The sequence below is a fragment of the Streptomyces sp. NPDC037421 genome (genome assembly GCF_055602105.1).
Window position 1 is genome coordinate 164,553 of record NZ_JBVJWV010000011.1, and the last position, 14,302, is coordinate 178,854.

General features: G+C 71.4%; 10 protein-coding genes. 7 read left to right on the forward strand and 3 right to left on the reverse strand.

The genetic code is table 11. The features are described from left to right. The first annotated feature begins 63 nt into the window (after positions 1 to 63). From ACZ7IF_RS18750 to ACZ7IF_RS18760, 3 genes are all read left to right on the forward strand, one after another. The gene (locus tag ACZ7IF_RS18750; RefSeq protein ID WP_470972417.1) at positions 64 to 1,452 is read left to right on the forward strand and encodes an amino acid permease; all 1,389 of its coding nucleotides are present in this window, start codon (positions 64 to 66) and stop codon (positions 1,450 to 1,452) included. 145 nt (positions 1,453 to 1,597) lie between these two features. Continuing rightward, entirely contained in the window at positions 1,598 to 3,016 is a 1,419-nt protein-coding gene (locus ACZ7IF_RS18755; RefSeq protein ID WP_470972419.1) for an amino acid permease, read from the forward strand. A 169-nt stretch (positions 3,017 to 3,185) separates the two neighbouring features. Continuing rightward, entirely contained in the window at positions 3,186 to 3,842 is a 657-nt protein-coding gene (locus tag ACZ7IF_RS18760) for a superoxide dismutase (RefSeq protein ID WP_007264076.1), read from the forward strand. Between the two features lie 122 nt (positions 3,843 to 3,964). Here the strand turns inward: ACZ7IF_RS18760 and ACZ7IF_RS18765 are convergent, their stop codons facing one another. Further along, a complete protein-coding gene (locus tag ACZ7IF_RS18765) occupies positions 3,965 to 4,612 on the reverse strand; it encodes a mycothiol-dependent nitroreductase Rv2466c family protein (RefSeq protein WP_468474924.1) in 648 nt (215 codons plus the stop codon). 125 nt (positions 4,613 to 4,737) lie between these two features. Between ACZ7IF_RS18765 and pepN the strand changes: the two genes are divergently transcribed. Both pepN and ACZ7IF_RS18775 read left to right on the forward strand, forming a co-directional pair. Continuing rightward, complete coding sequence (gene pepN, locus ACZ7IF_RS18770; RefSeq protein WP_470972421.1) at positions 4,738 to 7,293, forward strand: aminopeptidase N; 2,556 nt, start codon at positions 4,738 to 4,740, stop codon at positions 7,291 to 7,293. A 261-nt stretch (positions 7,294 to 7,554) separates the two neighbouring features. Next, complete coding sequence (locus ACZ7IF_RS18775) at positions 7,555 to 8,517, forward strand: hypothetical protein (protein ID WP_470972423.1); 963 nt, start codon at positions 7,555 to 7,557, stop codon at positions 8,515 to 8,517. On the opposite strand, the gene ACZ7IF_RS18780 is transcribed toward ACZ7IF_RS18775, so the two are convergent. Together ACZ7IF_RS18780 and ACZ7IF_RS18785 are read right to left on the reverse strand one after the other, a co-directional pair. Further along, positions 8,493 to 9,389, reverse strand: a complete 897-nt coding sequence (locus ACZ7IF_RS18780) for a pyridoxamine 5'-phosphate oxidase family protein (protein ID WP_470972425.1) — start codon at positions 9,387 to 9,389, stop codon at positions 8,493 to 8,495. The two genes, ACZ7IF_RS18775 and ACZ7IF_RS18780, sit on opposite strands and share 25 nt — an antisense overlap. 22 nt (positions 9,390 to 9,411) lie before the next feature. Next, positions 9,412 to 9,870, reverse strand: coding sequence for a VOC family protein (locus ACZ7IF_RS18785; RefSeq protein WP_470972427.1), 459 nt, complete (start codon positions 9,868 to 9,870; stop codon positions 9,412 to 9,414). 113 nt (positions 9,871 to 9,983) lie between these two features. Between ACZ7IF_RS18785 and ACZ7IF_RS18790 the strand changes: the two genes are divergently transcribed. Both ACZ7IF_RS18790 and ACZ7IF_RS18795 read left to right on the forward strand, forming a co-directional pair. Further along, complete coding sequence (locus tag ACZ7IF_RS18790; RefSeq protein ID WP_470972429.1) at positions 9,984 to 10,556, forward strand: CGNR zinc finger domain-containing protein; 573 nt, start codon at positions 9,984 to 9,986, stop codon at positions 10,554 to 10,556. A gap of 274 nt (positions 10,557 to 10,830) precedes the next feature. After that, entirely contained in the window at positions 10,831 to 14,169 is a 3,339-nt protein-coding gene (locus ACZ7IF_RS18795; protein ID WP_470972431.1) for a S8 family serine peptidase, read from the forward strand. Positions 14,170 to 14,302: the final 133 nt, after the last annotated feature.

Consider the following 14,302-nt stretch of genomic DNA (forward strand, 5'->3'; position numbering starts at 1 on the left):
GGTTCCCGCCAATCCCCCCGGATACCCCTGCGTCGCTTGCCTACCGAGAGTACGAATCTGCTCATGCGCGAAGATCTGTCCGTCACCGGGAGCGAGCTGCCCCCGGAACCCCTCAGCCACAGCCTCAAGCAGCGCCACCTGACCATGCTGGGTCTCGGCGGCGTGATCGGCGCCGGCCTCTTCGTCGGCTCCGGTGCCGGCATCGGGATCGCCGGCCCCGCGATCATCTGCTCGTACCTGCTGGCCGGCGTGCTCGCCATGCTGGTGATGCGGATGCTCGGCGAGATGTCCGCCGCGATGCCCGCCTCCGGCTCCTTCTCGGTGTACGCGGAGAAGGCCCTGGGGCGCTGGGCGGGCTTCTCGGCCGGCTGGCTGTACTGGTTCCTGCTGGTGGTGGTGCTCGCCGTGGAGGCGACCGGCGCCGCGAACATCGCGCACGGATGGGTGCCCGCGGTCGACCAGTGGCTGTGGGTGCTGATCTTCATGGTGGTCTTCACCCTCAGCAACCTGGCCGCCGTCCGGAACTTCGGCGAGTTCGAGTTCTGGTTCGCCGCCCTCAAGGTCGGCGCGATCGTGCTGTTCCTGATCCTGGGCACCCTGGCGGTCTTCGGCCTGCTCCCCGACACCGAGCCGGTGGGGATGGCCAACCTGACCGGGCAGGGCGGCTTCTTCCCGGCCGGTGTCGGCGGGGTCATCGCCGGCATGCTCGCGGTGGTCTTCGCCTTCGGCGGCCTGGAGGTCGTCACCATCGCGGCCGCCGAGTCGGACGACCCGGCCAAGTCCGTCTCCCGCGCGGTGCGCAGCGCGGTGTGGCGCATCCTCTTCTTCTACGTCGGCTCGATGCTGGTCATCGTGACCCTGCTGCCGTGGGACTCGCTGAAGCCCGGTGAGAGCCCGTACGTCGCCGTGCTGGACTCCATCGGGATCCCGGCGGCCGGCCAGATCATGAACATCGTGGTGTTCGTGGCGCTGCTGTCCGCGCTGAACGCCAACCTGTACGGCTCCTCGCGCATGGTGTTCTCGCTGGCCGAGCGGGGCGAGGCGCCGAAGTCGCTGCTGAAGGTGTCGGGCAGCGGGGTGCCGACGCGGGCGGTGCTCGCCTCGGTGGCGTTCGGCTTCGTGTCGGTGGTGCTGAACCTGCTGTGGCCGGACACGGTCTTCCTCTACATGCTCAACGCGGTCGGCGCGGTGCTGCTGTTCGTGTGGGCGCTGATCGCGGTCTCGCAGCTGCGGCTGCGGCCCCGGCTGGAGCGGGACATGCCGGAGCGGCTGACGCTGCCGATGTGGGCCTTCCCGTACCTGACGTGGGCGGCCCTGGCGGGGATGGCGGCGGTGCTGGTGCTGATGCTGTTCGACGACTCGGCGCGGCCGCAGCTGCTGTGGTCCTCGGGCGCGGCGGCCGCCGTGCTGCTCGTGGCGTGGTACCGGGAGGTCCGGGACCGCAGGTCCTGACCGCTCGGCAGGCAGGGGGCAGGCCCGGGACTTTCCGTCCCGGGCCTGTTCCGCTTTCCGGGGCGGGCGGTCACGTCCGGTGAGAGCGGTGTCCGGATAATGGACGCGGAACGTCCGATAAACGGACGCTCGGCAGACTGGCCCCATGAGTCAGAGCACCACCACCGCACCTCCCGAGCAGCAGGGCACCGGCAGCCCCGCGGCCGGCAAGGCCGCTTCCCCCCTCGGCAACGGCCTCAAGCAGCGCCACCTCTCGATGATCGCCCTCGGCGGGGTCATCGGCGCCGGCCTCTTCGTCGGCTCCGGCGCCGGCATCGCGGCGGCCGGCCCCTCGATCGTGCTGGCGTACGCCGTGTCCGGGCTGCTCGTGATGTTCGTGATGCGGATGCTCGGCGAGATGTCCGCCGCCAACCCGGCCTCCGGCTCCTTCTCGGTGCACGCCGAGCGGGCCGTCGGGCCCTGGGCCGGCTTCACCGCGGGCTGGATGTTCTGGACCCTGCTGGTCGTGGGCGTGGCCATCGAGGCGATCGGCGCGGCGCACATCCTGGCGGGCTGGTTCCCCGGCACCCCGTCGTGGATGTGGGTGCTGGTGCTCATGGTGGTCTTCACCGTCGCCAACCTGGGCGCCGTCGCGCGCTTCGGCGAGTTCGAGTTCTGGTTCGCCGCCCTCAAGATCGGCGCCATCGCGCTCTTCCTGGGCCTGGGCGTGCTCGCCGTCCTCGGCCTGCTGCCCGGCACCTCCTCCCCCGGCGCCGGCAACCTGCTCCACGACGGCGGCTTCCTGCCGAACGGGGTCGACGGCCTGCTCGTCGGCCTGCTCGCCTCGGTCGTCGCGTACGGCGGCCTGGAGACGGTGACCATCGCGGCCGCCGAGTCCGAGGACCCGGTCAAGGGCGTGGCCAAGGCCGTGAAGACCACCATGTGGCGGATCGCGATCGTCTACGTCGGCTCGATGCTGGTGATCGTCACCCTGCTGCCCTGGAACGACCCGGCCGTCACCGAGCGCGGCCCGTACGCGGCGGCCCTGGACCACCTGGGCATCCCGGCCGCCGGGCAGATCATGAACGTGGTGATCCTGATCGCCCTGCTGTCCGCGATGAACGCCAACATCTACGGCTCCTCGCGCATGGCCTACTCCCTCGTCGCCCGGGGCCAGGGCCCCAGGGCGCTGGGCAAGGTCTCCGGCGGGGTGCCGCGCCGGGCGGTGCTGGCCTCCGCCGGCTTCGGGTTCGTCACCGTCCTGCTGTCCTACTGGTACCCGGACACCCTGTTCGCCTGGCTGCTGAACATGGTCGGCGGGGTCATCCTCATCGTCTGGGGCTTCATCGCCGTCTCGCAGTTCGTGCTGCGCCGGCGCCTGGAGCGCGAGGCCCCCGAGAAGCTGGTCGTGAGGATGTGGGGCTTCCCGTACCTGACCTGGGTGGCGCTGGCGGGCGTCGCCGGCGTGCTGGTGCTGATGGCCCTGGGCGAGGACACCCGGACGCAGGTGGTCTTCACCGGCGGGCTGACCGCGGCCCTGGCGGCGACCGGATACGTGATGCAGCGCCGGGCGGCGCGCGGCTGACGGCCCGACAGCCCTTCCTCCAAGAGGCGGACCCCGTGTGCGACGCGGGGTCCGCCTCTCTTCGTACAGAGGTAACCCTTACGTGTGGCCCGGAATAGATACTGCTAGCGTGCAGTTGCGCATTAGTTGCAATTAGCGATTGACACGCCGAGGGGACCGGACAATACGCATGGCCATCTACACGCTTCCTGAGCTTCCTTACGACTACGCGGCCCTGGAGCCGGTGATCAACCCGCAGATCATCGAGCTGCACCACGACAAGCACCACGCTGCCTACGTCACGGGCGCCAACACCACGCTGGAGCAGCTGGAGGAGGCGCGCGACAAGGAGAACTGGGGCGCCCTCAACGGCCTGGAGAAGAACCTCGCGTTCCACCTCTCCGGCCACATCCTGCACAGCATCTACTGGAACAACATGGCCAGCCCGAAGACCGGCGAGGGCGGCGGCGAGCCGACCGCGGCCGACGGCGTGGGCGACCTGGCGGACGCGATCACCGAGTCCTTCGGCTCCTTCGCCAAGTTCAAGAAGCAGCTGACCTTCGCGTCCTCCGCGACGCAGGGCTCCGGCTGGGGCGTCCTCGCGTACGAGCCCGTCAGCGGCCGGCTCGTGGTCGAGCAGGTCTACGACCACCAGGGCAACGTGGGCGTCGCCAGCACGCCGATCCTGGTCTTCGACGCCTGGGAGCACGCCTTCTACCTGCAGTACAAGAACCAGAAGGTGGACTTCATCGAGGCCATGTGGAACGTCGTCAACTGGCAGGACGTGGCCAAGCGCTACGCCGACGCCAAGGCGAACACCCCGCTGCTGATCCCCGTCAAGGGCTGATCCGCACCTCCAGACCCGCCCGCCTCGTGATCGTCTTCTCAGCCTTCGCGTGCGGGCGTGTTCAGCGGAAGACCCCCGTGAGGACGTGACTCACGGGGGTCTTCTGTGCGTACGGGGCCGGACTACTCGAAGGACGGGCCCTTGGTGCGGGTGCGCTTGATCTCGTAGAAGCCGGGGGTCGAGGCGACCAGCAGGGTGCCGTCCCACAGGCGGGCGGCGGCCTCGCCGCGCGGGGCGGGCGTGACCACCGGGCCGAAGAAGGCCACCTCTTCGCCGTCGGCGCCGGGCACGGAGATCACCGGGGTGCCGACCTCCTGGCCGACGCGCTCGATGCCGTCGTTGTGGGAGTCGCGCAGGACCTGGTCGTACTCGTCGGAGTCGGCGTAGGCGAGCAGCTCGGCCGGCAGGCCGACCTCCTCCAGGGCGTCGGCGATGACCTCGCGGGTCGCGCCGCGGTCCTCGTTGTGGATCTTGGTGCCGAGCGCGGTGTACAGCTTGCCGGTGACCTCTTCGCCGAACTTCTGCTGTGCGGCGACCACCACGCGCACCGGGGCCCAGCCCTTGGGGCCGAGCAGTTCGCGGTAGCGCTCGGGCAGCTCGTCGAGCTTGTCCTCGTTGAGCACGGCGAGGCTCATCACGTGCCAGCGGACTTCCACGTCGCGGACCTTCTCGACCTCGAGCATCCAGCGGGAGGTCATCCAGGCCCAGGGGCAGAGCGGGTCGAACCAGAAGTCGACCGGCGTCTTCTCGCGCACCTGGGTGTCGGTCATGGCTCTCCTCAAGTCACATAAGGCGTCACGGGGCATGTTCCTATCCGCCAACCAGGCCGGGATCGCCCGCATTCCCCGTGGGAGGATTCCAGCGAAGACCGTGATCACGCACGAAGGAGTGCAACGTGCCCGGAGAGAACCTGTCCCGCGACGAGGCCCGCGAGCGGGCCGAGCTGCTGTCCGTCGACGGGTACGAGGTGGTCCTCGACCTGAGGTCCGCGGTGGACGAGGCCGAGCCGGCCGAGGGCCCGCGTACCTTCCGCTCGGTGACCACCGTGCGCTTCCGGGCCGCCGTCCCGGGCGCGTCCTCCTTCGCGGACCTGATCGCCCCCTCCGTGAACTCCGTCACCCTGAACGGGCGCGCGCTGGACCCGGCCTCCGTCTTCGACGGGGCGCGGATCGCGCTGGAGGGGCTCGACTCCGAGAACGTCCTGGTCGTCGACGCGAACTGCGCCTACAGCCGGACCGGCGAGGGCATGCACCGCTTCGTGGACCCGGAGGACGGCGAGGTCTACCTCTACACCCAGTACGAGCCGGCGGACGCCCGCCGCGTGTACGCCAACTTCGAGCAGCCCGACCTGAAGGCGCCGTACCGCTTCGAGGTGACGGCGCCCGAGGGGTGGCAGGTGTGGAGCAACGGCGCGGAGGAGTCCCGCGAGGGGCAGACCCGGCGCTTCGCCGAGACCGCGCCCATCTCCACGTACATCACCTGTGTGGTGGCCGGTCCGTACCACTACGTCACGGACACCTACACGCGCGGGGACCTGACCATCCCGCTGGGCGCGATGTGCCGCAAGGGGCTGGCGAAGCACTTCGACGCCGACGACGTGTTCCTCGTCACCAAGCAGGGCTTCGACCTCTTCCACGAGATCTTCGACTACCCGTACCCCTTCGGGAAGTACGACCAGGCCTTCGTGCCCGAGTACAACCTCGGCGCGATGGAGAACCCGGGGATGGTGACCTTCCGCGAGGAGTACATCTTCCGCGGGAAGGTCACGCAGGCCTCCTACGAGCGGCGCGCGAACGTCGTCCTGCACGAGATGGCACACATGTGGTTCGGCGACCTGGTCACCATGAAGTGGTGGGACGACCTGTGGCTGAAGGAGTCCTTCGCGGACTTCATGGGCTCCTTCGGACTCGTCGAGGCCACCCGTTTCGACCAGGCCTGGGTCACCTTCGCCAACAGCCGCAAGGCGTGGGCGTACCGGGCCGACCAGCTGCCGTCCACGCACCCGGTCACGGCCGACATCCGTGACCTGGAGGACGCGAAGCTGAACTTCGACGGCATCACGTACGCCAAGGGCGCCGCGGTGCTCAAGCAGCTGGTCGCGTACGTGGGCCGGGAGGCGTTCCTGGACGGCGCGCGGCGCTACTTCAAGGCCCACGCGTACGGGAACACCACCCTGGACGACCTGCTGTCGGTGCTCGGGGAGGTCTCCGGACGGGACATGGCCGAGTGGTCGCGTGCCTGGCTCCAGACGGCGGGCGTGAACGCGCTGACGCCGGTGGTGACCTCCGACGCGGCCGGGCGGCTGACGGAGCTGGCGGTGGTCCAGGAGGGCGACGAGCTGCGCCCCCACCGGGTCGCGGTGGGCCTGTACCGGCTGGAGGCGGACGGGTCGCTGGCGCGCTACGCGCGGGCCGAGGCGGACGTGGCGGGCGCGCGGACGGTGGTCGCGGAGCCGGCCGGGCTGGAGCGGCCGGACCTGGTCCTGGTCAACGACGAGGACCTCACGTACTGCAAGATCCGCTTCGACGAGGCCTCGCTGGCCACGCTGCGCGGGCACCTGGGCGACCTGACGGACCCGCTGGCGCGGGCGCTGTGCTGGTCGGCGCTGTGGAACCTGACGCGGGACGCGCTCATGCCCGCGCGGGACTTCGTCTCGCTGGTGCTGGCGCACGCGGGCCGGGAGACCGACGTCGGCGTGCTCCAGCAGCTGCACGCGCAGGCGCTGAGCGCGGTGACCCACTACACGCCGGCGGCACGGCGCGAGCAGACCGGGCGGGACCTGGCGGCGGGCGCGCTGCACGAGCTGCGGCTGGCCGAGCCGGGGTCGGAGCACCAGCTGACCTGGGCCCGGTTCTTCGCGGCGAGCGCGACGACGGAGGGCGACTTCCAGCTGCTGCTGGGCCTGCTGGACGGCACGGCCCGGATCGACGGGCTGGAGGTCGACCAGGAACTGCGCTGGGACTTCCTGCTGCCGCTGGTGGCGCACGGGGCGGCGGACGAGGCGGCGGTGGAGGCCGAACTGACCCGGGACGACACGGCTTCGGGCAAGCGGCACCAGGTGCGGTGCCTGGCCGCCCGGCCGTCGGCGGCGGTCAAGGACCAGGCGTGGGCGGCGGTGGTGGAGTCGGACGCGCTGTCGAACGCGCTGGTGGAGGCCACCATCTCCGGGATGCAGCAGGGCTCGCAGCGGGAGCTGCTGGCCGGGTACGCGGGGCGCTACTTCGAGGTGATCGAGCGGGTCTGGGCGCAGCGCTCGATCCAGATCGGCATCGACGTGGTGAAGGGGCTCTACCCGATGCTCCAGGACTCGTCGGCCACGGTCGAGGCCACCGACGCGTGGCTCGCCGCCCGCCCGGACGCGGCCCCCGCGCTGCGCCGGCTGGTGCTGGAGTCCCGCGATGACCTGGCCCGGGCTCTGCGCGGCCAGGCCTGCGACGCGGCCGCGGGCTGATCCACCGTCCGGCAGGGTGCGGGCCTGGCGGACCCGCACCCTGCCGCCCCCGTGGTGCGGCGGTTCCCGGCCGACTCGGTCAGCCGGTTGAATCCTCGCCCGGCGGCGCGGTCGGCGGTACCTGTGAGTTCATAGGGTGATCGGAGCCAGCGGGCCCTTTCGGCACTCGAACGCCCGTACTTTAGCCCCAGCTTGTCCGGATTTGTCGACAGACGTGTAACAGGGGTTAGCAAGGCCATGGCCTGAGGGAATCACCGCGTCATGAACCAGAACGCACCCCTCCCCCTCGCCCACCTCACCGCCAGCCGCCCCCGCGTGCTGACCCTCGCGCAGCTGCGCGAGCACGGCGTCAGCGCCTCCGAGGCCGCCGGGCGGCCCTGGCAGCAGGTGCTGCCCGGGGTGTTCCTGCTCCACTCCGGCCCCGCGACCAGCGAGGAGCGGCTGCACGCCGCCCTGCTGTACGCGGGCCGGCGCGGCAGCGGCGAGGTCATGATCACCGGGCTGGCCGCCCTCGCGCTCTACCGGTTCTCCGCCACCCCCGCCCTGCTCGCCCTCTCCCACGTCGACGTGCTGGTGCCGAACACCCGCCGGCTGCGCTCCACCGGCGACGTCCGCATCGTCCGCGCCCACACCCCGCCCCGCCCCGTGGAGGTGACCGGGCTGCCGGTGGCCCCGGTGGCGCGGGCCGTCGCCGACGCCGTCGCGCAGCTCTCCGACGCCGGCACGGTGCGCCGCGTCCTCAGCGAGGCCGTGCGCGGCGGGCACTGCGAACCGGCCGCCGTCGTACGGGAGCTGACGGTGGCCCGGCTGCTGAACCGGCCGCACGTCGTCGACGCCGTCGAGTCCCTCCTCGCGGAGGGGCGGGCCATCGCGGAGGACCGGCTGTACCAGCTCGTACGGGGCTTCGAGCTCCCCGAGCCCGTCTGGAACGTGGACCTGCGGCTGCCCGGCGGCCCGCACCTCGGCGGGGTCGACGCGTACTGGCCCGAGCAGGCCGTCGCCATCGAGATCGACACCCGCGCACCCCGCCAGGGCGAGGACGAGGACTGGTCGGAGGCGGTCCGCAAGCGGGAAACCCTGGAGCGCCTCGGGGTGACCGTCCTGTACCTGACGCCCCGCAAGCTGCGCGACTGGCCCGAGCAGCAGGCGGCGGTCGTCCGGACCGCCCTGACGGCGTCCGGCGACCGCGAGCCCGCCGCCTACCTGGTCGTACTGCCCCGGTGAGGCGGGTTGGCCGGGGAGTACTCCGGGGCGCTCCAGCGCAGCCGCCCCGGATGCAGGCTCTCCACCACCGCCTCCACCCGGAAGCGCACGGCGCGGCTCCCGCCGGGGCCGTACTCGGTCCGGGCCCGCCCGCTCAGCTGGAGCAGCCCGCCACCCTCCCAGTCGGGGAAGAGCAGCCCGGCCCGCTCGTCGGCGGCGAGGTTGCCCAAGGTCAGGAACATCGCGTTGCCCGCGTAGTCCGGCCAGCGCAGCTCCGCCGGCGAGAGCACCTCCACGAAGCCCGGCATCCCGCCCCGGTGGCTGGCGTCGGCCCCGTCCGCCTCGGCGGTGGTGGCGACGAAGAAGGTGTCGGCGGCGCGGACGGCCCGCTCCTGGCCGGGGGTGAGCGCGTCCCCGCGCCGCACCACACCGGCCCCTTCGGCCACCAGCTCGAGCGGCTGCCGCTTCTGCAGGTACTTGGGGCAGTTGGAGAACACCTGCTCGGCCTCCACCGCGAAACCGCCGGGCGTCACGTCGAGGGTCCCGTTGAGCCGCATCCGGCGCCGGGTGCGCGGGTCGAGGGAGATGGTGCCGACCCGGGTGCCGGCGGTGGCCAGCGCCCCGGCCAGCGGGTCGCCCTCCGGGAGGCCCCCCGAGACCCGGATGCGGCCCGGCCCGGTGGCCCGTACGAAACCGGGCGCGCCGGTGAGCAGCGAGGCCCACAGCCGCCCGGCGCCGTCGGCGGCGCCGACGACGAGGTGGGGCTGCTGGGCGAGGAAGGCCGCCGCGACGTCGCGGATGTCCGCGCCGATGGAGCGGCCGACGTGCTCGGCGAGCTCGCGCACGCCGACCCGTTCCTGTACGGCCAGCGAGCCCTGGTGGTACCGGCCCATGACGACCCCAATCCTTGAGTTCCTAGAAGAAGCCGCAGGTCGGAGCGGATGCGACGGGAGCGGGAGCCTCCTCGGCGCCGGCCGGCGCGGAGATCTCCAGACGGGTGCCGTCGGGGTCGTGGAAGAAGATCCCGCCGGAGGCCGCGCCCTCGCGGTGGGCGACGACGCCCTCGTAGGCGAATTCCACGCCCAGGCCGCGCAGCCGGTCCTCGTACGCCCGGACCTCCTCGATCGCCTCGGTGGAGAACGCGAGGTGGTGCAGTCCGGCGGTGTGCGGCGCGTACCGCTCCCCGGCCTGCTGCCAGAGGGTCAGTACCAGCTCGCCGCCCTGGCCGAGGAAGGCGAAGCGGCGGCCCTCTTCCTTGCCCTCGCCCAGCGGCTCGAAGCCGAGGACCTCGCGGTAGAAGGCGAGCGAGCGGTCCAGGTCGGTGACGTTGAGGCCCACGTGCCCGGTGCGGAGCTTGCTGATGACGGTCGCCATGACGGGTCCCTTCCCCGAGGAGTTCTAACCTTCTACATCGAGATTAAAGGTTAGACGCAAGGCCGTCAACCGGTCACGTACCCTTGAGGGGTTAGCGGTACGAGGAGGCGGACATGACAGCGGCGGCACCGACCACGGACCCACGCCCGCTGACCGGAGAGCCGGTCTCCCTCGACCTGCTGAACACGCGCTGGATGCTGGACGGCGAGATCGCCGACCTCTTCGCGGGGGCCTTCGGGCTGGGCCGGCTGGAGGGACTGGCCCTCTGGCTGGAGAGCACGGGCCTGGCCGGCCGCTTCCGCGCCGACAAGTCGACCCTGGTCCACCTGCTGACCGCGCGCGAGGCGATCGCCCGCGCGGTCGCGGACCCGGCCGACGCGAGTGCGCGCTCCCTGGTGGACTCCGTACTGGAGCACGGCCGGATCCGCGCCACCCTCACCGCCGAAGGCCCCGGCGAGCGCGCCGAGTTCGCCGACCCCTCCTGGGGTCCGGCCTGGACGGCGGCCCGCGACTACCTCGGCCTGCTGGCCACCGCACCCGACCGGATCCGCAAGTGCGCCTCGGAGACCTGCGTGCTGCACTTCCACGACACCTCGCGCAACGGCACCCGGCGCTGGTGCTCCATGGCCATCTGCGGCAACCGCGCCAAGGCCTCGCGGCACTACGCGCGCACGCGCGAGCGCTGAACGGCCGGAATCTGTCACACCGGTCTTGAGACGGAAGGCCGATCCTTCCCCGCAAGACGGCCGGAAAGTCGATAAATCGCCTCACCGGGCACCGCAAGTCGCCCCGGCTTGCCCCGGCATGTCCCCACTGGCGGACACTCCGCACTGACGGGAACCCGCCATGTCAGGTCTCGGTCAATGACAACCCTCCCCAAACAGCTGTCACTTGCGCAAAGCTGACCGGTCATCCGGCACCGAAATCCGGACCGTATCTTTCACTTAGCCAGGGATGCTGATGACCCTCGACTCCCCCAGCTCCACCACCGGGGCCATACCCGGCGCCAGGCGCGCGGCCCGCGTCGCGGCGGCCGCGGGCCTGGTGGCCGCCCTCTGCGCCACCGGCGCCGTACCCGCCTTCGCGGCGGGCTCCGGTGACGACCCGTGGGTGACCTCTCCGGTCAAGTCCGCGGACCAGAAGCTCGGTTCGGCGGACGCCGAACTGCTCCAGGAGGCCAAGGCCAAGGGTGACGCGACCGTCACCGTCATGGTCGCGACCGCCCCCGGCCAGACCAAGCAGGTCGCCGACCAGCTCGACGCCGTCCAGGGCGCCTCGGTCGGCCAGACGTACGACAAGCTCGGCTACGTACGCGCCACCCTGCCGACCGACAAGGCGGAGGCCGCGCTGAAGGCGGCCGCCAAGCTGGAGTCCGTGCACGGCATGGACCTGCGGCACGAGATCCGGCTGCCGGACCCGCGTCCCGAGGCGAGCAAGGACGGTTCGGCCAGGAAGACCGCCGCCGAGGCCTACCCGGCGCCGGACAGGAACACCCCGGCCAAGAACCCGTACAACCCCTCGTTCGAGACCGGCTCGGTGGACTTCGTCAAGAAGAACCCGCAGGCCGACGGCCGTGGCGTGACCATCGGCATCATGGACTCGGGCGTCGACGTCAGCCACCCCGCGCTGCAGAAGACCACCACCGGCGAGCGCAAGATCGTCGACTGGGTGACCGCGACCGACCCGATCACGGACAACGACGGGACCTGGCGCGCCCAGATCACCCCGGTCACCGCCGCGGGCGGCGCCTTCACCGCCGGCGGCCAGAGCTGGAAGGCCCCCGAGGGCAGCTTCCAGTGGAGCCGCTTCAGCGAGTCGATCACCGCCAACGGCGACATGAAGGGCGACGTCAACCGGGACGGGGACACCACCGACCGGTTCGGCATGCTCTACGACCCGGCCGCCGGCACCGTCCGCGTCGACACCGACCAGGACGGCGACTTCACCAACAACGAGCCGATGAAGCCGTACAAGGACGGCTTCCAGATCGGCTGGTTCGGTACGGACAACCCCGCGACCGAGGTGGCGGAGCGGATCCCGTTCACCATCGAGATCCGCAAGGACGTCCCGATGGACCCGCTCGGCGGCGACTGGGTCGGCAAGAAGGCCGACTTCGTCAACATCGGCATCATCGAGTCCGAGCACGGTTCGCACGTCGCCGGCATCACCGCCGCCAACGGCCTGTTCGGCGGCCAGATGAACGGCCAGGCGCCGGGCGCCAAGCTCGTCTCCTCCCGCGCCTGCTCCTGGTCCGGCGGCTGCACCAACGTCGCGCTGACCGAGGGCATGATCGACCTGGTCGTCAACCGCGGCGTCGACATCGTCAACATGTCGATCGGCGGCCTGCCGGCGCTGAACGACGGCAACAACGCCCGCTCGGAGCTCTACAAGAACCTCATCGACACCTACGGTGTCCAGCTCGTCATCTCGGCGGGCAACGAGGGTCCGGGCGTCAACACCATCGGCGACCCCGGCCTCGCCGACAAGGTCATCTCCGTGGGTGCCGCGGTCTCCAAGGAGACCTGGGCCGCCAACTACGGCTCCGGCGTGTCCAAGAAGTACAACATGTTCCCCTTCTCCTCGCGCGGTCCGCGTGAGGACGGCGGGTTCACGCCGACCATCACCGCCCCCGGCGCGGCCATCAACACCATCCAGACCTGGCTGCCCGGTGCGCCCGTGAAGGAGGCCGGCTACAACCTCCCGGCCGGCTACGGCATGCTCCAGGGCACGTCGATGTCCTCGCCGCAGGCCGCGGGCGCCAGCGCCCTGCTGATCTCGGCCGCCAAGCAGGCGAAGATCGCCCTGCCCCCGGCCAACCTGCGCGTGGCGCTGACCAGCACCGCCAAGAAGATCGACGACGTTCCGGCGCACGCACAGGGCGCCGGTCTGATCGACATCCCCAAGGCGTGGGAGTCCATCCAGCGCGGCGCCAAGGCCAACGAGTTCACGGTCAAGGCCCCCGTCGACACCGCGCTCGACCAGTTCCTGAAGACCCCGGGCTTCGGCACCGGCCTCTACGACCGCGAGGGCGGCCTGAAGGTCGGCCAGAAGAAGGTCTACGACGTCGTCGTCACCCGCACCACCGGCGTCAAGTACGGCACCCGGCACAACATCGGCTGGCGCACCAACGACGGCACCTTCAAGGTCGTCGGCGGTGGCGGCTACGACTACGTCACCCTGCCGCTGAACAAGCCGGTCACCATCAAGGTCGAGGCCAACGTCAAGTCGGCCGGCGTCCACAGCGGCATCCTGCAGCTCGACGACCCCACCACCGAGGGCGTCGACAAGCAGATCCTGGCCACGGTCGTCGCCTCCGCCCCGCTGGCGCAGCCGTCCTTCACGCTGTCGGACAAGTCCTCCGTGCAGCGCAACAGCCACAAGTCGTACTTCGTGACCGTCCCGCAGGGCGCCAAGACCCTTGAGGTCGCCCTCGGCGGGCTCGCGGCGGGCAGCCAGACGCGCTTCATCTCGATCCACCCGTACGGCACGGGCGTCGAGGACAGCGCGACCACCCAGTGCTACCCGAACTACGACAACCCGGCCAACCAGTGCCGCCCCGACCTGCGGTCGTACACCGACCCGCAGCCGGGCGTCTGGGAGATCGAGGTCGAGTCGCGCCGTACGTCGCCGCTGCTCGACAACCCGTTCAAGCTGGACGTCTCCGTCCTCGGCGCGGGCTTCGACCCGGCCGTCAAGGTCCTGCCCGAGGTCAAGCAGGGCACCCCGGCGCCGGTCCAGTGGACCGTGAAGAACGACGCGGCGGCCATCTCCGGCGGCAAGCTCCAGGGCGGCCCGCTCGGCTCCGCGAAGGTCGACAAGCCGACCATCGCCGCCGGCGAGACCAAGACCACCGAGGTCGTCGTCGGTGAGGGCGCCGCCCGCCTGGACGTCGCGGTCAACAAGCCCTCGGACACCGCCGCCGACCTCGACCTCGAGGTCTACAAGGACGGCGTCAAGGTCGGCTCCTCCGCCGACGGCGACTCCGACGAGTCCGTCAGCCTGGTCAAGCCCGCCGCCGGTACCTACACCATCAAGGTGATCGGCTACGCGGTCCCGGCCGGCACCACCACGTACGACTACCGCGACGTGTACTTCTCGGCCGCCCTGGGCTCCGTCCAGGTCGACGAGGCCGCCACGGTCAACCTCGCCACGGGCGCCTCCGCGCCGGTCTCGGCGAAGGTCCTGGTGACGGGCGCGGCCCCCGAGGGCCGCCAGTTCTTCGGCCAGGTCCAGCTGCTCAACGCCCGCGGCACCGCCGCCGGCACCGGCAGCGTCCAGATCGACAAGGTCACCCCGTAAGGGTCCTGACCTGAACGCATGACGGAGGGGGGGGGGGGGGGGGGGGGGCGCGCCCCCCCCCCCCCTCCCCCCCCCCCCCCCTCCCCTCCCCCCCCCGCCCCTACACCCGCCTCCACCCCCGCCCCCGCCGCCG